We start from the raw sequence: 20,993 nt of genomic DNA on the forward strand, positions 1-20,993 counted from the left end.
CAGGGGTCAGGCAGGGCGGTCGCCCCGCCCCGATTCATGCGCTCGAGTGGTTGGGGGACGAGGAGTCCCGCAGAATAGGGGCCGCGTTCATCGACCCCGGGACCGACGAATCGCAGGCCTGACGCATGATGGCGGGTAACTCACTGGTTGGTTCGAAACTGCCCTCCACCTCGTGAGTCACCCGCCATCGTGCGCGCTCGAACACGAGCGCAGCGGCGCCGATCGTCAGGGCACGATGACGCTCAGCGTCTGCGCGACGCACGCGGGTCGCTCTTGACCCTCGATCTCGACGGTCAGCGTCATGGCGACCTGGGCGCCCTTGGGGCTCTCGTCGACGCTGTCGAGCACGATGCTGCCGCGCACCCGCGACCCCACGGGCACGGGCTGCGTGAAGCGCACCTTGTTCGAGCCGTAGTTGACGGCCATCGTGATGCCTTCGATCGTCCAGATCTCCGACGACAGCATCGGCGCGAGCGACAACGTCAGGTAGCCGTGCGCGATGGTCGTGCCGAACGGGCCGCTCTTGGCGCGTTCGGGGTCGACGTGGATCCACTGGTGGTCGCCGGTGGCGTCCGCGAACTGGTCGACCATCTTCTGCGTGATCTCGTGCCACTCGCTCGTGCCGAGATGCTCGCCGACAGCCGTCTTGAGTTCGTCGAGTCCGTTGAACGTTCGCATGGTGTTCTCCTCGTCCCGGTTCAGCAGAGCGGTCCGCCGGCGACGTACAGCACCTGCCCGGAGACGTACCCGGAGCGCTCGTCGCAGAAGAACGACGCCGCGTTGGCGATGTCGTCGGGCTGGCCGGCCTTCTTGACGGCCGTCATCTCGGCGGCGCCCTTGATGAAGTCCTCGAACGGCACGCCGACGCGCTCGGCCGTCGCCGCCGTCATGTCCGTCTCGATGAAGCCCGGGGCGATGGCATTCGCCGTCACGCCGAACTTGCCGAGCTCGATGGCGAGCGTCTTCGTGAAGCCCTGCAGCCCCGCCTTCGCGGCCGAGTAGTTCGCCTGGCCGCGGTTGCCGAGCGCGGAGCTCGACGACAGGTTGACGATGCGGCCGAAACCCTCCTTCGTCATGTGCGCCTGGCACTCGCGCGACATGAGGAACGAGCCGCGCAGGTGCACGTTCATCACCATGTCCCAGTCGTCGGCCGACATCTTGAACAGCAGGTTGTCGCGCAGGATGCCGGCGTTGTTGACGAGGACGGTCGGCGCGCCGAGCTCGTCGGCAACGCGGGCGACGGCGCCCTTGACGCTCTCCTCATCGGCGACATCGCAGCCGACGGCCAGGGCGTCGCCGCCGGCGGTCTTGATGGCCTCGACCGTTGCCGCGCAAGCGGATTCGTCGAGGTCGAGGACGGCGACCTTCATGCCGTCCGCAGCGAGGCGCTTGGCGACGGCGGCGCCGATGCCGCGCGCGGCTCCGGTGACGATGGCGGTTCGCTGGGTCATGGGGAAGTCCTTTCGTGGAGCGGGGGGTCGTTCAGGTTTCGTGGCTCATCTACTCGCGTGCACGTGCACGCAAACAGCGACGGCCAGCAGTAGCCGGCAGCAGGTCTCAGACGAGCCCGCCGGTGACGGTGATGCCGCCGTCGACGACGAGCGTCTGGCCCGTCATCCACGCGGCGTCGTCGGAGGCGAGGAACGCGACGGGCCCCGCGATGTCCTCCGGCGCGCCGAGGCGCTTGAGCGGGTAGGGCTTGGCGACGGATTCCTCGCGTCCCTCGTACAGGGCCTTCGCGAAGTCGGTCTTGACGACGGCGGGGGCGACGGCGTTGACGCGCACCTTCGGGCCGAGTTCGGCGGCGAGCTCCTCCGTCATGTGGATGACGCCGGCCTTCGTCACGCCGTAGAACGCGATGCCGGGTGCGGCGCGCAGCCCGGCGATGCTCGCGAGGTTGACGACCGAGCCGCCGTTGTCCTTCATCCACGCGTTCCAGACGGCGCGCGTCCACGACAGCGTCGCGAGCAGGTTGACGTCGGCGATCTTGCGCGCCGCGTCGTCGTCGAGGTCCATGAGGCCGCCGTAGACGGGGTTGATGCCCGTGTTGTTGACGAGCACGTCGATGCGGCCCCAGCGCTCCATCGCGGTGCGCACGACCTCGTCCTGGTGCGCCTTGTCCTGCGCTTTGCCGGCGACGGCGACGGCCGCGTCGCCGAGCTGCGCGACGGCCGCATCGAGCGTCTCCTGGCCGCGCGCGGTGATGATGACGTTCGCGCCCTCGTCGACGAAGCGCTGGGCGATGGCGAGGCCGATCCCGCGGCTCGCGCCGGTGACGATCGCGACCTTGCCAGTGAAGCGGCTGGCCTGTGCAGTCATGAAGCATTCCTCTCGAAAGACGCACGCAACGCTATTGAGCGTTGCTCAACAACACTATGCCCCTTCGGCGTACCTCGTGCGAAGTTCGCGCTTGAGCACCTTCATGCTCGGCCCGAGCGGCAGCGCCTCGACGATGTCGACGCGGCGCGGGTACTTGTGCGATCCGAGCTGCTCTCGGCTCCAGGCGACGAGCGTCTCAGCGTCGAGCGCAGCGTCGTCGGACGGCACGACGACGGCCATGATCTCCTCGCCGTACTGCTCGTCGGGCACGCCGATCACGGCGACCTGCGCGACGCCGTCATAGCGCATCAGCGTCTCCTCGACCTCGCGCGGGTAGACGTTGTACCCGCCGCGGATGACGAGATCCTTCGTTCGGTCGACGATGCGCACCCGCCCCGTCTCGTCCTGGATGCCGATGTCGCCGGTGCGGAACCATCCGTCCTGCAGGGCTTCGGCGCTCGCGGCCGGGTTGTTCCAGTAGCCGGCGAAGATGGCGTGGCCGCGGCAGACGACCTCGCCGCGTTCGCCCGGCGGCAGCAGCTCGACGCGTTCGGGCACCGTCAGGTCGGCGATGCCCATGTCGATGCCCCACAGCGCGTGTCCGACGGTGCCCGGTTCGACGCCGAGCGCCTCCTGGTTCGACGTGATCGACGGCGAGGTCTCGCTGAGGCCGTAGCCTTCGTGGATCTTCGTCGAGAACACCCTCTCGAACTTCTCGAGCACGGCTACGGGCAGCGACGCGCCGCCGCTGATGGCGTCAGCGAGCTGCGGGACGGGGATCTCGGGGTGCTCGCCGACCGCCTTGAGCAGCTGGATGTACATCGTCGGCACGGCGCAGATCATCGTCACGCCCTCGGCGTTCATGAGGCGCAGCGCCTCCGTCGCGTCGAAACGGGGCTGCAGGACGACGGTGACGCCGCGCCGGAACGCCGCGTTGAGCGAGACGGACTGACCGAAGATGTGGAACAACGGCAGGCACCCCAGGACGACGGCGCCCGCCGCGACGCCGTTGCCGTCGAACGCGCTGACCGTGCAGTTCATCACCAGGTTGAGATGGGTGAGGATCGCGCCCTTGGGCTTGCCCGTCGTGCCGCTCGTGAAGAAGATGACGGCGGGGTCGAGCGGCTCGCGTGCCACGAAGTTGCTGATGGGTTCGGCGCTGGCCGCGTACGTGGTGATGTCGACCGCGGGGACGCCGGTGATCTCCGACGCCTTCGTCGCCGTCGCCGCGACAGCCGGGTGGTGGAGCAGGCGGCTCACCTCGGCCGTCTCGAGGAGGTAGGCGGCCTCGCGCCCTTGCAGCAGCGTCGGCACGGGGACGACGACGCCACCCGCCGCGAGGATGCCGTAGTAGCTCGTGACGAACTCGACGACGTTGGGCGCCAGCAGCGCGACGCGGTCGCCGGGCGTGACGCCGTCCGCGATGAGTTGCGCGGCGACCGTGCGCGCCTCGCGCCAGACCTCCGCGTACGTGAGTCGACGCTCGCCCTCGATCAGGGCAAGAGCGTCAGGGGTGCGGCGCGCCGGTTCGGCGAGCACGCTGGCGAGGGAGAGCGTGGTGGAGACGACGGGCAGCTCGGACATGTGCACTCCAGACGTTGACTGTGCTGTGCATCACATCACACCACACCGACAACGCTCCTGGGGCATCTTGTTGAGCATTGCTCAACAACTGGATGGCATTGTCCTGCGCACTGCCCGTCAGGCCTGATGACTTCCCCACATGGCGCCGCCTGACATGAAGTGGGACGTCCGCGGGCCGCCGCGTCTCCGCCTGGCGTCGTTCTGCATCGAGTGGGACGTCCGGGCAGCGTTGTCACCGGGGCCACCTACGCTGACTGCATGAGCGAAACAGCACTTCTCGTCGTCGATGTGCAGAACGATGTCATGGCCGAATCCGTCAACAGCGACGACGTCGTCGCGAAGATCTCATCGCTCGTCGATCGGGCGCGTGAGCAGGGTGTGCCCGTCATCTGGGTGCAGCACTCCGACCCGGGGATGCCGCGTGACAGCGACGCATGGCAGGTCGTCCCGCAGCTTGTTCCGGCACCTGGCGAACTGGTCGTCCACAAGACGTGGGGTGATGCGTTCGTCGAGACCGACCTCGCCGAACGTCTGCAGGAGCGCGACGTCAAACGCATCGTCCTCTGCGGCGCCCAGACCGACGCCTGCATCCGCTCGACGTTCTACGGCGGCATCCACCGCGGCTACGACATGACGCTCGTCGAAGACGCGCACACGACCGCCGACATGCGCGAAAATGGCCTGCCCTACGGCCCGGACGAAGCCATCCGCGTCCTCAACGCCCAAGCGTCCTGGACGAAGCAGCCTGACGCGGTGGGCTCGACGACGACAGCCGCCGACGCGTTCGCCTGACGGGTGGCAGCCGCTCCCACGAGGGTTGTGGAGGTTCGTGCTCTGGGTAGCACGAACCTCCACAACCCTTCGCCGGACGCTCACCTACGGCCGAGGGCCATGGCCCTCGACCTTCGGTATTCGCTCGTCACAAACCCAGGTCACGCCCGATGATCATCTTCATGATCTCGTTCGAACCGGCCCAGATCTTGTGCACGCGAGCGTCACGCCACGCACGTGCCACGCGGTACTCGTTCATGTAGCCGTAGCCACCGTGCAACTGCACGCACTCGTCGAGCACGTCGCACTGCACCTGGGCGGCCCACCACTTCGCCTTCGCGGCGTCGACGGCCGTCAGCTTGCCCTCGGCGTGCGCGGCGACACAGTCGTCGATGTACGCCTCGGAGACCTCGATCTTCGTCACCATCTCGGCGATCTTGAACGTGTTGTGCTGGAACGAGCCGATCGGCTGACCGAACGCCTTGCGGTCCTTGCAGTACTGGATCGTCTCGGCGAGGATCTGCTTCGCGTTCGCGATGTTCGCGATGGCGTTGCCGATGCGCTCCTGCGGCAAGTGCTTCATCATCGCGATGAAGCCGAGGTCCTGCGGGCCGAGCAGCGCGTCGGCGGGCAGGCGCACGTTGTCGAAGAACAGCTCGGAGGTGTCGGACTCGACCTGGCCGACCTTGTCGAGCTTGTTGCCCTTCGTGAAGCCCTCCGTGCCGGCCTCGACGAGGAACAGCGAGATGCCCTTGGCGCCCTTGCTCGGGTCCGTGCGTGCCGCGACGACGGCGACGTCGCACTGGTGGCCGTTCGTGATGAACGTCTTCGAGCCGTTGAGGATCCAGTCGCCCGAACCGTCGTCAGCCTTGACGGCCGTCGACTTGAGGTTGGCGAGGTCCGAACCGCCCGACGGCTCCGTCATGCCGATCGACAGGATCAGCTCACCCGTCGCGACGCGCGGCAGGTACTTCTGCTTCTGCTCCTCGGTGCCGAGGCTGACGATGTACGGCGCGGTGACATCCGAGTGGATGCCGAAGCACGACGCGACGGCGGCGGTGAACTTGCTGATCTCTTCGGCGAAGATCGCGTTGAAGCGGTAGTCGTCGATGCCGGCGCCGCCGTACTCCTCCGGGATGCACAGGCCGAAGAAGCCCTGCTTGCCGGCCTCGAGCCAGATGTCACGCGCGATGACGTGATCGCGGATCATCTCCTCGGCACGCGGGGCGAGGGTGCGCTCGACGAACTCGCGGGCGGAAGCGCGGAACGCCTCGTGGTCTTCGTCGTAGATGTTGCGGGGCATGGGACGCCGCCTTTCTTAACTCATGGGTAGCTTGATCGCTCTTTGCATGGTACGCCCCGTCACAGGTACTTGTCGCCGGGCTGCGATCCTTACCTTTACGTAACCGCTGCGATGGTCTCGGCGCCGTCGCGATGCGCACCTCATCCACGGTTCGAGGAACACCGTAGGAGCTGGCCGTCAGGCGGGGGCACCAGAAAAAGTGTGGACGGGGTGAGCAGGCGCCCCATAGCGTCAATGCCATGACCCGGGACGAGATGCGAAGCGCTGACTACCTCATCGACTGGCGATCGTGGCGCGGCCCGAAGCAGTTCGGGTGGTACGAACTGTCAGCCCCGCGATGGTGGCCGCGCGGCGAGCGGGCCCGCTTCCCACTTCTCTTCGTGACGGCGCTCGCCGTCAAGACCCGGTTCGCGCTCTTCCCGCCCACGCCGGATGTCACGGAGGACGACGTCGACGAGGCAGAGCTCGAGGCCCTTCTCGACGAGATGCCCGGAACCCTGCCGATGGAACTGGCCCCGGCTGGGCAGCGTGCCGGCGCGGTGAGCGTCGGTTTCTCCGTCGATCCCGACGCCGATCTCACGCCGGCGCAGTGCCTCGTCGCAGAGCGAGGCGTCCGAGTTCGCGCGGATCACTGGAGCGACGGGTTCGCCCTTCACCCCGTCGATGTGCTGGCCTGGCAACCGTCCTTCGGCGGGTTCTCGACGGTCGACGGGCTCGTCGGGCGCGGATTCGACGCGTATGTCCGCATCCTGCACCCGATCGAGAAGCGCGACGACGACATCACGCGCCTGCGATGGAGTGCCCTGCCCGACGCCCGACTCGACGAGCCGGGCTGGCGCCCCGATCGTCGTCCTGATGGTTTGATCGACCTCGACTTCGAGAGCGAACGCGGCGTCGAGCTCGTCGAGGGGGTCATTCCGGAGCCCGAGCGCCGTGTCATCCATCAGCTGTTGCGCGACGATCTCAGGCGGCGTGCCGATGCGTCCCGCATCGTCCAGGGGATCTGGGCCGGCATCGGCGGGTTGGACGTCGAGGGCGCCACACAATGTCGCATCGACCAACCGGAGCGAGAGATCGTGCCGTTCACCGGCGCTTTCGACGAGATCGTCCTCGTCGACGACTGGCACACGGTCTCGATCGTCTACCCCGAATCCGGCGCGTGGTGCCTGGCGAACGACACCGATCTCGTGAGCACCTACCTCGCCGCCGAGGCGTCGTTGGCCCAGCGGTTCCTCGATGATCCGCGCCTCGAATGCCTCGTTGTCGGGCCCGAGAATCAGGTCGGTTGAGGAGCTACGAGTTCACGTCGCATTCAGCCGCCCGTCACGTCCATGCCCCGCGCCAGGGGCACGCTGGCACCTCCTCATCCCCGACGGAGAGTTGTCGTCATGCCTCGCCCCACACGTCGCGCGTTCCTCAAGGGCGCCTCCGGCTCCCTCGTCACCGCAGCGCTCGCCGCGACCAACGCCCAACTCGCGCAGGCCGCGGATCGTTCGGTCTACACCCGCGGCACGACGCTCGAGCAGGCTGCGGCCCCGGTGGCGACGAGCGGCTACACGCGTCTGACGGCCGGGCCGGGCTACCCCCTCGTCGTGCGCGCCGACCTCGCCGAGCCGCGACCTTCCCGCGACGACACCCGCACCGGCCTCGCGAGCATCGTCCAGTTCACCGACCTGCACGTCGTCGACGCGCAGAGCCCGGTGCGCTTCGAGTTCCTCAACACGGTCAACTCGAGCGCGTGCCGCCCGCAGGAGGCTCTCGGCACCCAGGGGGCGGCGCAGCTGGTCGAGCGGGTCAACGACCTCGCCAAGGGCCCGTTCACCGGGCGCCGGTTCGACTGCGTCGTCTCGACGGGTGACAACACGGACAACCACGAGCACGTCGAGCTCGAGTGGTACCTCGCAGTCATGAACGGCGGCGTCATCACCCCGAACACGGGCGCGAGCGACCGGTGGGAGGGCGCGCAGACGAGCGGCAACCCGCAGTACTACAACGTCGAGAATGCCTCCGTCCGCGACCGGTACGTCAGCGCAGGCTTCCCGGTCCTCGACGGCTTCTTCCGCCGCGCCACGGCAGCGCACCGCAGCCCGGGGCTGAACGTGCGATGGTTCTCGGTCTTCGGCAACCACGACGACTCCGTCAGCGGCGTCCTGCCGTCCGACTGGGGTGCACTGGCCGCGATGTACACCGGCGACGTGAAGTTCACCGGCTTCACCTCGGGCACGTCCGATGCGGCACTGCGACGCACCTTCGCGACCGGCAGCACGGCGATCAAGGGCGTCAGCAGCAGCACCAAGAACACCTGGCACGTCACACCCGATGAGCGCCGCAGGCCGTTCACCCCGACGGAGTACATGCGCGCGCACCTGCCGAGCGGCGGCCATGGCTTCACGGACGAGAACGTGGCGACCGGGCGCGGCTACTACACGTTCCGCATCGCCGACGGTGTCACGGGCATCTCGCTCGATTCGACGAACCGCGCCGGATTCACCGAGGGCAGCCTCGGGCACGAGCAGTTCCTGTGGTTGCAGCGTGTCCTCACCGCGGGCAGCAGCACGTACGTCGACTTCTGGGGTCGCACACAACGCCATGCCGTCGCCGACGAGATGTTCGTCATCTTCAGCCATCACACGAGCACGACGATGACGAACGTGCTGCTCGACCCGGCCACGCCCGAACTGCGGCACGCCGGGCGCGAGGTGCGCGACACGCTCATGCGCTTCCGCAACGTCGTGGCGTGGGTCAACGGGCACACGCACGAGAACCGCATCACCGCGCATCGTCACGCCGATCCGCGACGGTCGTTCTGGGAGATCAACACGGCGAGCCACGTCGACTTCCCGCAGCACGCGCGCATCATCGAGCTCTGTGACAACGCCGACGGCACGCTCAGCCTGTACACGACGCTGGTCGAGTCGGCCGCGCCGTACGCAGCGTCGACGACAGGGCAGGACCAGGCGGATCTGGCGTCGCTGTACCGCGAGCTGTCCTACAACGATCCGAACCGCTCCGCCGCCCTCATGGGCGCCGACGCCGACCGCAACACCGAACTGATCCTGCGCCACCCCTGGCGCTGACGTCGAGGATGCCGACGACGAGGCCCCGCGCCGAGCGAGTCGGTGCGGGGCCCTCGTCCATCGGGTGGTGAAGTACGCCGGTCAGCGGTAGTTCGTGAACTGCAGTGCGACGTCGAGGTCGGAACCCTTGAGCAGGGCCTGCACCTCCTGCAGGTCGTCGCGGCTCTTGCTCGTGACGCGCAGTTCGTCACCCTCGATGCGGGCCTTGACGCTCTTGGGGCCCTCGTCGCGGATGATCTTGCTGATCTTCTTCGCGTTCTCGCTCGAGATGCCCTCCTTGAGTTTCGCCTCGAGGCGGTATTCCTTGCCGGAGAGTTTCGGCGTCGGTTCGTCGTCGCCGTAGTCGAGCGTCTTGAGCGACACACCACGCTTGACGAGCTTCGTCTGCAGCACGTCGAGGACGGCGAGCGTGCGCTCCTCGGAGTTGGCCTTCATGACGATCGATTCCCCGGAGAGTTCGACCGACGCGCCGACGTTCTTGAAGTCATAGCGAGAACTGATCTCCTTCGCGGCCTGGTTGACCGCGTTGGCGACCTCCTGCTTGTCGATCTTGCTGACGATGTCGAACGAGCTGTCTGCCACGGTTTCTCCTTCGTTGAACGCGGGCGCTTCCTGCGCCTCATTATGCCGTGACGCCGATCCCGCGCCGTCGCGTCACCGTTCCAGCCGGCATCATTTCCTGACGGCGACGCCGCCGCGCCGCCGTGACCTCGCACACCCGCGCGTGCCCTGCCGATTCGCTCAACGGCGCGCGCTCTTGCTATGGTTTCCGAGCACGCGCGCCAGGTTGCCCGAGCGGCCAATGGGAGCGGACTGTAAATCCGTCGCGAAAGCTACGAAGGTTCGAATCCTTCACCTGGCACCACAGATGCACCGAGAGCCCTGCAGATTCGTCTGCGGGGCTCTCGTCTTGCCAAGGCCCGTCTGCCGAGTGGGCGCCACGCTCACGCAGCCGGCGGCTGTCCGATCGCCTCGACGTTGCTCACGCATGACGTCGGCAGAGGGCCACCGTAGACATGCGGAAACTTCTCGCTGCCCACCGCGCCGGGGAGCGCGGGTTCGACGCGAACCTCGAGCCCCGCCGCGACGATGGCGTCCGCGTCCAACGTCAGCAGCACCAGCGGCACGTCGATGTCCGAGTAGAACCGCTCGAGCGTCGGCCGCACCTGCTCGGGGAAACTCGCGTGCAGGTAGCCGACCTGTTCGATCGTCATGCCGCGCGTCGACCAGATGTACTCGCCGTTCTCGAGCGCGTCCCGCCACTCCTCCGCCACCGCGATGTGCTGAATCGTTCTCATGCGCGCCACGATAGACGGGCATGATGGGCACATGGCCTTTCGCGCAGATTCCACCACTCTTCCCCGCATCGGTGTCACCGGTGTGACGGGTGCCGTCGGCGGCGCCGTCGCGCGCCTCGTCTCGGCACCGGGACGCCCGGTTCGCTTTCTCCTGCGCGACGTCTCGCGCCTGCCACATCTCGGTGACGGCGACGGTGAGAGCGAGGTCGCCGTCGCCGAGTACGGAGCCCCCGACGCCGCCGCCGCGCTCGAGGGCGTCGGCACCCTGTTCATGGTGTCGGCGGCCGAGAGCCCGACGCGCGTCGAGGAGCACCGCAACTTCGTCGACCAGGCCGCGAAGTCGGGCGTGCAGCACATCGTCTATACCTCGTTCCTCAATGCGGCGCCCGATTCGACGTTCACGCTCGGGCGCGACCACTTCGCGACGGAGGAGCACATCAAGGCCTCTGGCATGGTGTGGACGTTCCTGCGGGACAGCTTCTATGCCGACGTCTTCGAGCACTTCGCCGACGAGGACGGCGTCCTCCGCGGCCCGGCGGGTGACGGACGCGTCGCGCCCGTCGCCCGAGCGGACGTCGCCCGTGCCGCGCAGGCGGTGCTCCTCGCGCCGGGCGAGCACGCGGGCCGCACGTACGATCTCACCGGCCCGCAGGCCCTGACGCTGGACGAGATCGCCGCCATCCTCAGCGCGGGTCGCGACCGCGACTTCCGCTACGAACCCGAGACGATCGAGCAGGCGCGCGCGTCACGGCAGAAGTACGACCCGCAGCCGTTCGAGATGGACGCATGGGTGAGCACCTACACGGCGATCGCCGCGGGGGAGCTCGACGTCGTCAGCAACGACGTGCGACTGCTCACCGGGCAGAAGGCGATGACGTTCGAACAGCTCGTCGCCTCCAGCGAACCGGTGCGCTGAGCCCCGGGACGCCCCCGCGTGCGGCCAGGCACATCACCAGACGCGCGGACAGAACGCCTGACGGGCGCCTCACCAGCCAGGTGAGGCGCCCGTCAGCATTCGCGCCGCGATGCGTCGGCCGCCGAAGCGCCCTGTAACCCGCGAGGCGTCGAACCCGTCGTCAGGCCGTCACACCGGCGCGGTCTTGCCCGAGGTCGATGAGGTCGTTCTCGAGCCACGACTCGGGGATGCCGAACGCCTTCGTCAGGTCGACGGCGTGGGGACGCAGCTCGGCGCACAGCTCGTTGATGCGCGTCGTGACGGCCTTCGAACGTGACGCCGTGATGCGGCCGTGCTCGATGAACCAGCCCTTGTCCTCCTCTATCGACGCCAGTGCGTAGAGGTCGAACACCTTCGCCATGAGCTCGCGCGCCTCGCCCTCGGGCATGGCCTCGAGGCCTTCCTTGAACGCTTCGAAGATCCGCAGGTCGATGTCGGCCTTCGCCGCGGCGAGGATGTGATCCTGGGCCGCGTTGAACACGGCGAACCCGTCGCTCTTGCCCGCCTTGCGCAGCCGCATCGCGGCCGTCTCGAGCAGGTGCGACGCGCGCTCGGAGAACATCGACTCCTGCCAGCCGCGTGAGTCGAGCGCCGTCTCGTCGTTGCGCGGCGTCGCGCCGTCGATGAGGCGCTGCAGGCCGGCACGCTTCAGCGTGTTCTCGACGAGTCCCTCGACGGTCTGCGCGGTGACCTTCGCGATCGTTCCCGCGATGTCGAGATCGCCCCACTGGTCCTTGTACTCCGTCAGCAGCCCCTTCGCGACAAGCTGCATGAGGACGGTGTTGTCGCCCTCGAACGTCGCGAACACGTCGACGTCGGCGCGCATCTGCGTCAGCCCGTTGGCCGCCATGTACCCGGCGCCGCCGCACGCCTCGCGGCACGCCTGGATCGTGTCGAGCGCATGCCATGTCGTCTGCGCCTTCATGCCGGCGACCCACGCCTCGAGTTCACGCTGAGCGTCCTCGTGGTCGGCGCCGGGCGTCTCCTTCTCCGACGACGTCGCTGCGTCCTCCAGTTCCTGCAGGCGTGCCGTCATGGCGTTCTGCGTGAAGCGCAGCGCGAACGACTTCGCGAGGCGCGGCAGCAGCTTGCGCTGATGCGCGAGGTAGTCGAGGACGACGAGTTCGTCGGGCGAGCCGGGAGCGGAGAACTGACGCCGCTGGTCGCCGTAGCGGACGGCGATGGCGAGCGCCTTCTGCGCCGCCGCACCCGCGCCGCCGCCGACGCACACGCGGCCGCGCACGAGCGTGCCGAGCATCGTGAAGAAGCGCCGGTTGATGTTGTCGATCTCCGAGACGTAGGTGCCGGTCTCGTCGATGCCACCGAACTTGTCGAGCAGGTTCTCGCGGGGCACACGGACGTGGTCGAACGCGATCGTGCCGTTGTCGACGCCGGGCAGCCCGCCCTTGACGCCGTTGTCGCCGATCGTGACGCCCGGCATCGGGTTGCCGTCCTCGTCGCGGATCGGCACGACGACGACGTGGACGCCCTTGCTCGGGGTCTCCTCCTCGCCGTCGGCGACGTCACCGACGCTCGGGACGACGAGCTGCGCGAACACGGCGGCCGCGCGTCCGTCCTTGGCGGCGTTCCCGATGTACGTCTTCGTCGCGGAGACAGTGGGGGAGTGCACGACGATCTCGTCGGTCTCCACGTCGTACGTCGCGGTCGTCTCGACGGCGGCGACGTTCGAGCCGTGGCCGACCTCCGTCATCGCGAAGCAGCCCATGAGCTTGCCGCTCATGATGTCGGGCACGTACGCGGCGAGGTGCTTGTCGGTGCCGAGGCGCGAGACGGCGCCGCCGAACAGACCGAACTGGACGCCGTTCTTGATGAGCAGCGACAGGTCGCCGTAGGCCTCCATCTCGAACGCGACGCAGGACGCGCCGTAGTCGAGCGTGCCGCCGTACTGCGTCGGGAAACCGATCGAGCCGTACCCCTTGTCGGCGAGCGCGAGCACCTGACGCGTCACTCGCTCGCGCTGAGCCTCGATCGACTCGCCGGGCGTGCCACTGATGGCCTCCCACGGCAGCTCGCCGCGGATCCGCTCGCGCAGGTCGCGCCACGGCCCGTCGAGCGCGATGCGCATCTGCTCGACGACGTCGTTCGTCGCGGGCGCGGGCGAAGTGTTCTCGGTCGTGGTCTCGGGAGTCGTGCTCATGTCGTCCTCCTTGTCGGCCGCGGGCGCCGCGGTGCGGCCTGCGGGTGAGAGCTGCCTCGGAACGGATCGTGTCATCCGGCCGGGTCGAACGTCGGTGTTTCGTCGGATCGGGCAGTGTCGTCGTGGATGCTTCGCTCGTCGCGTCCGGTGTCGGCGGGGCGGTCGGGTTGGTCGACGCCGCCGGGGCCAGCAGTAGCGATGTGCGCATCGGCCGGCCCTGGCGCGTCTCGCGCCAGCGCCCCGGCGAGGCCGCCGTGGGCGAGCGCGGCGAGGTGGGCGGCGAGTTGCGCGCGACTCAATCCGCCGGGGCTCTCCAGCCACCGGTCGGCCGATTCCTTGACGAGGCCGACGACGCCCCACGCGAACGCTCGCGCTCTCCCGCGAGCTTCCTCGGTGTCGGGGCCGAAGGCCAGCAGGAGGTCGAAGAGGTTGTCGGCGATCCGTCCCGAAAGGCCGGTGACGGGATCGCCAGGACCCTCCGGCAGCGTCACGTCCGGGCGCCTCACGACGAACCGGTACACCTCGGGATCGCGTTCGACGAGGCGCAGGTAGGAGTCGATGACGGCGCCGAGCATCGCGGGCCCGGGCGTGCGTCGCGCGGACGAACCGGTGGCGCGGGCGTCGCCGTCACCATCCGACGTGGCGCTCGCGGCCGCGTCGATCTCGGCGAGGATGAGCGCGTCGACCGATTCGCACACGGCGAGGTAGAGCCCCAGCCGGTCGCCGAGGTGACGGTAGATGACGGTCTTGCTCGTGCCGGCCTCGGCCGCGATCTCGTCCATCCCCACCCCGGCGCCGTGACGGCGGATGGCGCGCAGGGCGGCGTCGACGAGCTCGCGACGGCGGGCGACGCGATGGGCGGCCCAGCGCGCGTCGCGTCCGTCGGGTTGGGCGCTCGTTGCTCGGGTGGTGGTGGACATGCCTGACACGGTATCGCGTACGCGCCGTACCTGCTACTGTCCGTATCGGTAAGTTTTGACGAGTGCTGACGTCCGCGCGGCCTCGTCATCGACTCGCGCACGACCCACCACGACTCAACCGGAGCGATTCATGACCACGATCCGTGACGCCTACGTCATCGGCGGCAACCGCATCCCGTTCGCCCGCTCGGGCGGCGCCTACCTCAAGGCCTCCAACCAGGACATGCTGACGGCGGCCCTCGACGGCCTCGTCTCGCGCTTCTCCCTCTCGGGTGAGCGTCTCGGTGAGGTCGTCGCCGGTGCTGTCATCAAGCACTCGCGCGACTTCAACCTCACCCGCGAATCCGTCCTCGGCAGCCACCTCGCGCCGACGACGCCGGCCTATGACATCCAGCAGGCCTGCGCGACGGGTCTCGAGGCCGCGATCCTGGTGACGAACAAGATCAAGCTCGGCCAGATCGACTCGGCGATCGCCGGTGGCACGGACACGACGTCCGACGCGCCGCTCGCACTGAACGAGGGTCTGCGCAAGACGCTCATGAAGGCGAACTACGCGAAGACGACGCCGGATCGCCTCAAGGCGTTCGCCTCGATCCGCCCGAACCAGCTCGCGCCCGAGCAGCCCCGCAACTCGGAGCCGCGCACCGGCCTCGCGATGGGCGACCACATGGCCATCACGGCCAAGGAGTGGGGCATCACGCGTGAGGCCCAGGACGAGCTCGCCGCCGCGTCGCACCAGAAGATGGCCGCCGCCTACGAGCGTGGCTTCTTCGACGACCTCATCACGCCGTTCCTCGGCCTCGCCAAGGACAACAACCTGCGTCCCGACAGCACGGCCGAGAAGCTCGCGAAGCTCAAGCCGGTCTTCGGCAAGGGCGAGGGCCTGACGATGACCGCCGGCAACTCGACGCCGCTGACGGATGGCGCCTCGGCCGTGCTGTTCGGCAGCGAGGCGTGGGCGAAGGAGCGCAATCTGCCGCTGCTCGCCCGTTTCGTCGACGGCGAGGCCGCCGCGGTCGACTACGTCGACGGCAAGGAGGGCCTGCTCATGGCCCCCGCGTACGCGGTGCCGCGCCTGCTCGCGCGCAACGGTCTGAGCCTGCAGGACTTCGACTTCTACGAGATCCACGAGGCGTTCGCCTCGACGGTGCTCGCCACGCTCAAGGCCTGGGAGAGCCCCGAGTTCTGCAAGGACAAGCTCGGTCTCGACGCGCCGCTCGGCTCGATCGACCGCAGCAAGCTCAACGTCAACGGAAGCTCGCTCGCCGCGGGCCACCCGTTCGCGGCCACCGGTGGCCGCATCATCGCGCAGCTCGCCAAGCAGCTGCACGAGAAGGGCTCCGGCCGCGGCCTCATCTCCGTGTGCGCCGCTGGTGGCCAGGGCGTCGTCGCGATTCTGGAGGCAGTGTGATGGCTGACGGTTACTCGAACTTCGTCAACAACGGTTTCGGCAAGAAGCTCGCCAAGCAGATCGGGCTGCCGCAGCCGCCCGTCCTGCGCCGTTACGAGGTCGGTCAGGACCTGCTCGACGGCCCCGCCGCCGTCGGCACGGTCGGTTCCGGCGTCGTCGGTTCGACGGCCGCGGCGATCCTGCGCGGCTCCGGCGCCGACGTGGTCGACGCCACCGCAGAGGCGACGTACTCCGACAAGCTCGGCGCGTTCGTCATCGACGTCACCGCGGCGACGAAGCTGACCGACCTCGAGACGTTCCGCGAGATCGCCATCCCGGCGGTCAAGGCGCTCGGCAGGTCGGCGCGCGTCATCGTCATGGCGACGACGCCGTCCGCGCTCGACGACGTCGAAGCCGCCGCGACGGCGCAGGCGTTCGAGGGCATCACGCGCTCGATCGGCAAGGAACTGCGCGCCGGCGGCTCGGCGAACCTGTTCTGGATCGACCCCGACGCCCAGGGCGACGCGGCCGTGCTCGAGGCGCCGCTGCGCTTCTTCGGCTCGAGCCGCTCGGCGTATGTGTCGGGTCAGCCGATCCGCATCCGCAAGCACGCCGTCACCGAGGTCGCCGACTGGCACCAGCCGTTCGCAGGCCAGGTCGCCGTCATCACGGGTGCGGCGCGCGGCATCGGCGCGCAGATCGCGCGCGTGTTCGCCCGCGCCGGTGCGCACGTCATCGCCGTCGACATCCCGGCCGCCGGGGACGCGCTGAGCAAGGTCGCCAACGAGATCGGCGGCACCTCGCTCGGGCTCGACATCACCTCACCCGACGCGGGAGCGAAGATCGCCGAAGCCGTCGCCCGTCACGCCGACAAGCTCGACGTCATCGTCCACAACGCGGGCATCACGCGCGACAAGCTGTTCGTCAACACCGACGAGGCGCGCTGGAACTCGGTCGTCGACGTCAACCTCGGCGCGCAGTTCCGCATCAACGAGGTGCTGCTCGACCCGGCGACGAAGGGTGGTCTCAAGGACCGCGGACGCATCGTGTCGGTCGCCTCGACCTCCGGTATCGGCGGCAACCGCGGTCAGGCGAACTACGCGGCGTCGAAGGCCGGCGTCATCGGCATGGTGCGTGAGCTCTCGGAGAAGCTGGCCGAGCGCGACATCACCGTCAACGCCGTCGCGCCCGGCTTCATCGAGACCGACATGACGTCCAAGATTCCGATGGCGACGCGCGAGGTGGGCCGCCGCCTCAACTCGATGATGCAGGGCGGCAACCCGATCGACGTCGGCGAGGCCATCGCGTTCTTCGCCGAGCCGGGCTCGGCGGGCGTCACCGGCCAGGTGCTGCGCGTGTGCGGGCAGAGCCAGATCGGAGCCTGACGTGACGCGCACGATCGAGCTGAAGGGCGAGAAGAAGCTCGGCCCCATGTTCGCGAAAGCCGTCGTCACCGGGTCGAAGCGCAAGGGGCGGACGCTGCCCGACCTCGAGGTCGTGCGACGCGACGTGACGCCGAGCGTCGCGGACGTCGCCGACTACGACGCGGTCTGCGGGTTCGCGTTGAGCAACCGGGTGCCGAGCACGTACCTGCACGTGCTCGTCTTCCCGCTGCAGGTCGCGCTCATGTCGGATCCGGGCTTCCCGTTCGCCCTCATGGGTTCGGTGCACCTCGAGAACACGATCCGTCAGCACCGTCCGGTGCTGTTGGGCGAGACGCTGGAGCTGCGCGCGCGGGTCGAGAACCTGCGCCCGCACTTCCGTGGTGCGCAGGCCGACCTCGTCGGTGAGGCGTACGTCGACGGCGAACTCGTGTGGGAGGACCGCTCGACGTACCTCTTTCGCGGCGCGAAGGTCGACGGAGAGGTGCCGCCGAAGGTCGACGAGCCGGACGCCATCGACGGTTTCGGTGCAACGTGGCGCCTCGCCGGCGACCTCGGACGCCGATACGCAAAGGTGTCGGGCGACGTCAACCCGATCCACATGAACCCGCTCGCCGCGAAGGCGCTCGGCTTCCCGACGACGATCGTGCACGGCATGTGGAGCAAGGCCCGCATGCTCGGCGCGCTCGAGAACCGGTTGCCCGACGCCTACGAGGTGAACGTTGCGTTCAAGAAGCCGGTGCTCATCCCGTCGACGGTGCGTTTCATCGCGCAGTCTGCGGGCGGGCCGGGGTCGTTCGACCTCGCGCTGCGCAACGCCAAGAAGGGCACGGAGCACGCTCGGGGCACGATCCGTCCGCTGTGAGGCACACCCCTGAGACGCGGGATCCCGACGGCATGACGTGCCGTCGGGATCCCGCGTCTCGTGCGTGACACGTCTCGGCGCCGGGACGGTGACGACGACCCGATCCCGACTTCGTGGGGCGATCCGCGGCGGCACCGCGTCCGGCGCCGTGGGCTCGTCGATTTCGTGTTCGTTCGGGCGCCGTGTAAGGTGTTCCTCGCGCCTGAAACGCGCTGAGCAGCTGAAATAGCCTCGGCGGCAGTGGCGTGAGGCCCCTATAGCTCAGTCGGCAGAGCGTCTCCATGGTAAGGAGAAGGTCAACGGTTCGATTCCGTTTGGGGGCTCGCGTGAGCGCCGGAGACGGCGATCATGGCATGGCGGGGTAGCTCAGCTGGTTAGAGCGCACGACTCATAATCGTGAGGTCGCGGGATCGAGTCCCGCTCCCGCTACCAAGTTTTTCCCGACAGTCTGTCTCGCGACAGTTTTCGACTTTTTTGAGAGTAGGTGTAGGACATGGCCTCGAAGAGCGCTGACGTTCGCCCGAAGATCACGATGGCTTGCACCGAGTGCAAGGAGCGCAACTACGTCACCAAGAAGAACCGTCGGAACAACCCCGACCGTCTCGAGCTGGCGAAGTACTGCAAGCGCTGCACGAAGCACACGGCTCACCGCGAGACCCGCTGATCTCGTCTGAACCACACGTCACGGCCGTCACCCCTCGAGGGTGACGGCCGTTTCGCAACCCCGCCCCATCTGCGATTCCCGCCCCATCGGCGAATCCTGTCCACCTTCGCGATTTTCGTCCCCATCTGCGATTGTCGGTCACATGCGTCTGACGTCCGTCGTGCTGCCGTCTTCGAACCTATGCGCGCCTCGACCTCGCGCCTCTCCGACTTCCGAGTAACGCCGAGGCACCTCTAGCGTCGAGACATGCCAGTGAACCCGGCGGTCGAGGGCCGCACCTACCGCATGCCGCAGGCGCACGTCGTCACGCGCGATGAGATCGTGACGTTCGCCCGCGCCGTCCGCACGAGCGACGACCGTTGCCTCGACGTCGACGCCGCCCGCGCCGCGGGCCACACGGACATCGTCGCGCCGACGACGTTCGCCGTCACGCTCGCCCAGCAGGCGGAGGCGCTCTTCATGCGCGATGAGGAGGCCGGCGTCGACTTCTCGCGCCTCGTCCATGGTGAGGAGACGTTCACGCATCACGCGCCGATCGTCGCGGGAGAGGCGCTCATCGCCGAGACGACCGTCGCGCGCGTTCGCTCGGCCGGCGGACACGACATGGTCACGCTCGCCACCGCCGTCACGACCGCTGATGGGTCGCATCGAGCTGACACGACGAGCGTCGTCGTCATCAGGGCAGAGGAGGCACACGCATGAGCGAGCACGAACACCGCAGCGTCGACCTCACGTCCGCGAGCGCGGGCGACACGTTGCTCGAGACGAGCGAAACGCTTCGACGCGCCGATCTCGTCGCCTACGCCGACGCCAGCGGCGATCAGAACCCGATCCACCAGGACGAGGCGTTCGCCAAGAGCGTCGGCCTGCCCGACGTCATCGCCCACGGCATGCTGACGATGGGGCTGGTCGCCTCACGCATCGAGGAGCTGGCGCAGGGGCACTTGATCGTCTCCTTCGGCACCCGCTTCGCCGCGCCCGTCGTCGTGCCTGCCGGCGGCGATGCACGCGTCGACATCGTCGTCTCGCTGTTCTCGCGCGACGACGACGCGGGCAGGGTGACGCTGGACGCGGCGGTGTCGGTGGCAGGCACTAAGGTCTTGAGTCGAACGAGAGCAGTCATCCAACTCTGATCGAGGTCTTCATGCAGGAGCAGTTCGACGTCCCGCTCGCGAGCCTGACGACGATGCATGTCGGTGGCCCTGCTCGACGTCTCGTGGTCGCGGAGACGATCGACGAGATCGTCGACGTCGTGCGCGAGGTCGATGACGCCGAGGAGCCGCTGCTCGTGCTCTCGGGCGGTTCGAACCTGCTCATCGCGGACGAGGGTTTTCCCGGCACGGTCGTCAAGATCGCGAACGACACCCTCGAGGTCGAGCACGACTCCGACTGCGGGGGCGTGACGGTTCGTGTCGGCGCCGGCATGGTGTGGGACGAGTTCGTCGCGTACGCGTGCAGCCACGACTGGTCCGGCATCGAGGCGTTGTCGGGTATCCCGGGGCTCGTCGGCGCGACGCCCGTGCAGAACGTCGGCGCGTACGGCCAGGAGGTCGCGCAGACCGTCGCGAGCGTACGGACGTACGACCGTGTCACCCAGCAGATCAAGACGTTCGCCAACGCCGACTGCGACTTCACCTACCGTCACAGCCTCTTCAAGAACACCCCCTTCCGTGATGGCGACGCGAGCGGTCGCTACGTCGTGCTCGACGTGTCGTTCCAGCTGCGCAAGGCCGATCGCAGCCAGCCCATCGCGTACGCGGATCTCGCCGCGGGGCTCGGCGTCGAGCAGGGCGATCGCGTTCCGCTCGCCGACGCCCGCGAGGCCGTCCTCGCCCAGCGTTCCAAGCGCGGGATGGTCGTCGTCGAGGCCGATCATGACACCTGGTCGTGCGGTTCGTTCTTCACCAACCCGATCGTCTCCGAACGCGTCATGGCGCGCATCCGCGAGCGAGCGGCCGAGCGCCTCGGCGCCGACGGACCCACACCGCCCGAATTCCCCGCCGGCGCGGCGCACCCGGGGTTGCTCAAGACGTCGGCGGCCTGGCTCATCGACAAGGCCGGCTTCGGCAAGGGGTACAACATGCCCGGCCCGGCGGCGTTGTCGACCAAGCACACGCTCGCTCTGACGAACCGTGGCGATGCCGGCGCATCGGACGTCGTGGCCCTCGCCACCGAGATCGTCGACGGCGTCGAGGCCGCGTTCGGCGTGCGTCTCGTGCCCGAGCCCGTGTGGGTCGGGCTCGAACCGATCGCCTGACCCGCTCCGCCCACCTCGGGCGTCCGCGCACTCGATGCTCGAGCGCGACG

Annotated in this window: 20 protein-coding genes and 3 tRNA genes; 14 read left to right on the forward strand and 9 right to left on the reverse strand. The window is 68.4% G+C overall.

What is annotated here, in order from left to right; translation table 11 throughout:
• Positions 1–225 precede the first annotated feature (225 nt).
• From AX669_RS11695 to AX669_RS11710, 4 genes are all read right to left on the reverse strand, one after another.
• Entirely contained in the window at positions 226–678 is a 453-nt protein-coding gene (locus AX669_RS11695; RefSeq protein WP_038567023.1) for a MaoC family dehydratase, read from the reverse strand.
• Positions 679–698: 20 nt separating this feature from the next.
• Complete coding sequence (gene fabG / locus AX669_RS11700) at positions 699–1,451, reverse strand: 3-oxoacyl-ACP reductase FabG (RefSeq protein WP_006946283.1); 753 nt, start codon at positions 1,449–1,451, stop codon at positions 699–701.
• 106 nt (positions 1,452–1,557) lie between these two features.
• A complete protein-coding gene (locus AX669_RS11705) occupies positions 1,558–2,319 on the reverse strand; it encodes an SDR family oxidoreductase (RefSeq protein WP_006946150.1) in 762 nt (253 codons plus the stop codon).
• A gap of 54 nt (positions 2,320–2,373) precedes the next feature.
• Positions 2,374–3,903, reverse strand: coding sequence for an AMP-binding protein (locus AX669_RS11710; protein WP_062258577.1), 1,530 nt, complete (start codon positions 3,901–3,903; stop codon positions 2,374–2,376).
• 258 nt (positions 3,904–4,161) lie between these two features.
• Here AX669_RS11710 and AX669_RS11715 point away from each other — a divergent pair, with 258 nt between their 5' ends.
• Positions 4,162–4,695: an isochorismatase family protein gene (locus tag AX669_RS11715; RefSeq protein WP_062258580.1), complete on the forward strand. Its 534-nt coding sequence runs from the start codon at positions 4,162–4,164 to the stop codon at positions 4,693–4,695.
• A 127-nt stretch (positions 4,696–4,822) separates the two neighbouring features.
• Here the strand turns inward: AX669_RS11715 and AX669_RS11720 are convergent, their stop codons facing one another.
• Positions 4,823–5,977 carry an acyl-CoA dehydrogenase family protein gene (locus AX669_RS11720; RefSeq protein ID WP_006946057.1) on the reverse strand — a complete coding sequence of 385 codons (1,155 nt, stop codon included), beginning with the start codon at positions 5,975–5,977 and terminating at the stop codon, positions 4,823–4,825.
• Between the two features lie 239 nt (positions 5,978–6,216).
• Here AX669_RS11720 and AX669_RS11725 point away from each other — a divergent pair, with 239 nt between their 5' ends.
• On the forward strand, positions 6,217–7,266 hold the full coding sequence (locus AX669_RS11725; RefSeq protein WP_062258582.1) for a hypothetical protein: 1,050 nt from the start codon (positions 6,217–6,219) through the stop codon (positions 7,264–7,266).
• Positions 7,267–7,365: 99 nt separating this feature from the next.
• Positions 7,366–9,054 (forward strand): TIGR03767 family metallophosphoesterase, encoded by a 1,689-nt coding sequence (locus AX669_RS11730; RefSeq protein WP_062258584.1) that lies wholly within the window; start codon positions 7,366–7,368, stop codon positions 9,052–9,054.
• A gap of 81 nt (positions 9,055–9,135) precedes the next feature.
• Here AX669_RS11730 and AX669_RS11735 read toward each other — a convergent pair whose 3' ends face one another.
• Positions 9,136–9,636: a YajQ family cyclic di-GMP-binding protein gene (locus tag AX669_RS11735; protein WP_062258586.1), complete on the reverse strand. Its 501-nt coding sequence runs from the start codon at positions 9,634–9,636 to the stop codon at positions 9,136–9,138.
• 199 nt (positions 9,637–9,835) lie between these two features.
• Here AX669_RS11735 and AX669_RS11740 point away from each other — a divergent pair.
• Positions 9,836–9,919 (forward strand) — tRNA-Tyr (locus tag AX669_RS11740).
• A 79-nt stretch (positions 9,920–9,998) separates the two neighbouring features.
• Here AX669_RS11740 and AX669_RS11745 read toward each other — a convergent pair.
• The gene (locus AX669_RS11745; protein WP_062258588.1) at positions 9,999–10,352 is read right to left on the reverse strand and encodes a DUF952 domain-containing protein; all 354 of its coding nucleotides are present in this window, start codon (positions 10,350–10,352) and stop codon (positions 9,999–10,001) included.
• 31 nt (positions 10,353–10,383) lie between these two features.
• On the opposite strand from AX669_RS11745, the gene AX669_RS11750 reads away from it, so the two are divergent.
• Positions 10,384–11,268 carry an SDR family oxidoreductase gene (locus AX669_RS11750; protein ID WP_082740948.1) on the forward strand — a complete coding sequence of 295 codons (885 nt, stop codon included), beginning with the start codon at positions 10,384–10,386 and terminating at the stop codon, positions 11,266–11,268.
• Between the two features lie 160 nt (positions 11,269–11,428).
• On the opposite strand, the gene AX669_RS11755 is transcribed toward AX669_RS11750, so the two are convergent.
• Together AX669_RS11755 and AX669_RS11760 are read right to left on the reverse strand one after the other, a co-directional pair.
• A complete protein-coding gene (locus tag AX669_RS11755) occupies positions 11,429–13,465 on the reverse strand; it encodes an acyl-CoA dehydrogenase (RefSeq protein WP_062258663.1) in 2,037 nt (678 codons plus the stop codon).
• Positions 13,466–13,536: 71 nt separating this feature from the next.
• Positions 13,537–14,385 carry a TetR/AcrR family transcriptional regulator gene (locus AX669_RS11760; protein WP_062258592.1) on the reverse strand — a complete coding sequence of 283 codons (849 nt, stop codon included), beginning with the start codon at positions 14,383–14,385 and terminating at the stop codon, positions 13,537–13,539.
• A gap of 130 nt (positions 14,386–14,515) precedes the next feature.
• Between AX669_RS11760 and AX669_RS11765 the strand changes: the two genes are divergently transcribed.
• The 9 genes from AX669_RS11765 to AX669_RS11805 all read left to right on the forward strand — a co-directional run bounded on the left by AX669_RS11765 (position 14,516) and on the right by AX669_RS11805 (position 20,943).
• Positions 14,516–15,796 carry an acetyl-CoA C-acetyltransferase gene (locus AX669_RS11765; protein ID WP_062258594.1) on the forward strand — a complete coding sequence of 427 codons (1,281 nt, stop codon included), beginning with the start codon at positions 14,516–14,518 and terminating at the stop codon, positions 15,794–15,796.
• Positions 15,796–17,160 carry a 3-oxoacyl-ACP reductase gene (locus AX669_RS11770; protein ID WP_062258595.1) on the forward strand — a complete coding sequence of 455 codons (1,365 nt, stop codon included), beginning with the start codon at positions 15,796–15,798 and terminating at the stop codon, positions 17,158–17,160. Before AX669_RS11765 ends, AX669_RS11770 begins: the two co-directional genes overlap by 1 nt.
• A gap of 1 nt (position 17,161) precedes the next feature.
• Positions 17,162–18,022 (forward strand): MaoC/PaaZ C-terminal domain-containing protein, encoded by an 861-nt coding sequence (locus tag AX669_RS11775; RefSeq protein WP_197418912.1) that lies wholly within the window; start codon positions 17,162–17,164, stop codon positions 18,020–18,022.
• Positions 18,023–18,272: 250 nt separating this feature from the next.
• Positions 18,273–18,345: transfer RNA gene (locus tag AX669_RS11780), tRNA-Thr, on the forward strand.
• Positions 18,346–18,377: 32 nt separating this feature from the next.
• Positions 18,378–18,454: transfer RNA gene (locus tag AX669_RS11785), tRNA-Met, on the forward strand.
• A 61-nt stretch (positions 18,455–18,515) separates the two neighbouring features.
• Positions 18,516–18,686, forward strand: a complete 171-nt coding sequence (gene rpmG / locus AX669_RS11790) for a 50S ribosomal protein L33 (RefSeq protein ID WP_006946127.1) — start codon at positions 18,516–18,518, stop codon at positions 18,684–18,686.
• Positions 18,687–18,932: 246 nt separating this feature from the next.
• On the forward strand, positions 18,933–19,388 hold the full coding sequence (locus AX669_RS11795) for a MaoC family dehydratase N-terminal domain-containing protein (RefSeq protein ID WP_074040615.1): 456 nt from the start codon (positions 18,933–18,935) through the stop codon (positions 19,386–19,388).
• Complete coding sequence (locus AX669_RS11800) at positions 19,385–19,819, forward strand: MaoC/PaaZ C-terminal domain-containing protein (protein ID WP_006946241.1); 435 nt, start codon at positions 19,385–19,387, stop codon at positions 19,817–19,819. Before AX669_RS11795 ends, AX669_RS11800 begins: the two co-directional genes overlap by 4 nt.
• An 11-nt stretch (positions 19,820–19,830) precedes the next feature.
• A complete protein-coding gene (locus AX669_RS11805; RefSeq protein WP_062258600.1) occupies positions 19,831–20,943 on the forward strand; it encodes a UDP-N-acetylmuramate dehydrogenase in 1,113 nt (370 codons plus the stop codon).
• The last annotated feature ends 50 nt before the right edge of the window (positions 20,944–20,993 follow it).

This window comes from Dermacoccus sp. CCH2-D9 (genome assembly GCF_001556795.1).
Taxonomy (GTDB): domain Bacteria; phylum Actinomycetota; class Actinomycetes; order Actinomycetales; family Dermatophilaceae; genus Dermacoccus; species Dermacoccus nishinomiyaensis.

Coding starts and splice junctions, on each gene's coding strand:
- AX669_RS11695 (WP_038567023.1), bottom strand. CDS start 678: ATGCGAACGTTCAACGGACTCGACGAACTCAAGACGGCTGTCGGCGAG.
- fabG (WP_006946283.1), bottom strand. CDS start 1,451: ATGACCCAGCGAACCGCCATCGTCACCGGAGCCGCGCGCGGCATCGGC.
- AX669_RS11705 (WP_006946150.1), bottom strand. CDS start 2,319: ATGACTGCACAGGCCAGCCGCTTCACTGGCAAGGTCGCGATCGTCACC.
- AX669_RS11710 (WP_062258577.1), bottom strand. CDS start 3,903: ATGTCCGAGCTGCCCGTCGTCTCCACCACGCTCTCCCTCGCCAGCGTG.
- AX669_RS11715 (WP_062258580.1), top strand. CDS start 4,162: ATGAGCGAAACAGCACTTCTCGTCGTCGATGTGCAGAACGATGTCATG.
- AX669_RS11720 (WP_006946057.1), bottom strand. CDS start 5,977: ATGCCCCGCAACATCTACGACGAAGACCACGAGGCGTTCCGCGCTTCC.
- AX669_RS11725 (WP_062258582.1), top strand. CDS start 6,217: ATGACCCGGGACGAGATGCGAAGCGCTGACTACCTCATCGACTGGCGA.
- AX669_RS11730 (WP_062258584.1), top strand. CDS start 7,366: ATGCCTCGCCCCACACGTCGCGCGTTCCTCAAGGGCGCCTCCGGCTCC.
- AX669_RS11745 (WP_062258588.1), bottom strand. CDS start 10,352: ATGAGAACGATTCAGCACATCGCGGTGGCGGAGGAGTGGCGGGACGCG.
- AX669_RS11750 (WP_082740948.1), top strand. CDS start 10,384: ATGGCCTTTCGCGCAGATTCCACCACTCTTCCCCGCATCGGTGTCACC.
- AX669_RS11755 (WP_062258663.1), bottom strand. CDS start 13,465: ATGAGCACGACTCCCGAGACCACGACCGAGAACACTTCGCCCGCGCCC.
- AX669_RS11760 (WP_062258592.1), bottom strand. CDS start 14,385: ATGTCCACCACCACCCGAGCAACGAGCGCCCAACCCGACGGACGCGAC.
- AX669_RS11765 (WP_062258594.1), top strand. CDS start 14,516: ATGACCACGATCCGTGACGCCTACGTCATCGGCGGCAACCGCATCCCG.
- AX669_RS11770 (WP_062258595.1), top strand. CDS start 15,796: ATGGCTGACGGTTACTCGAACTTCGTCAACAACGGTTTCGGCAAGAAG.
- rpmG (WP_006946127.1), top strand. CDS start 18,516: ATGGCCTCGAAGAGCGCTGACGTTCGCCCGAAGATCACGATGGCTTGC.
- AX669_RS11795 (WP_074040615.1), top strand. CDS start 18,933: ATGCCAGTGAACCCGGCGGTCGAGGGCCGCACCTACCGCATGCCGCAG.
- AX669_RS11800 (WP_006946241.1), top strand. CDS start 19,385: ATGAGCGAGCACGAACACCGCAGCGTCGACCTCACGTCCGCGAGCGCG.
- AX669_RS11805 (WP_062258600.1), top strand. CDS start 19,831: ATGCAGGAGCAGTTCGACGTCCCGCTCGCGAGCCTGACGACGATGCAT.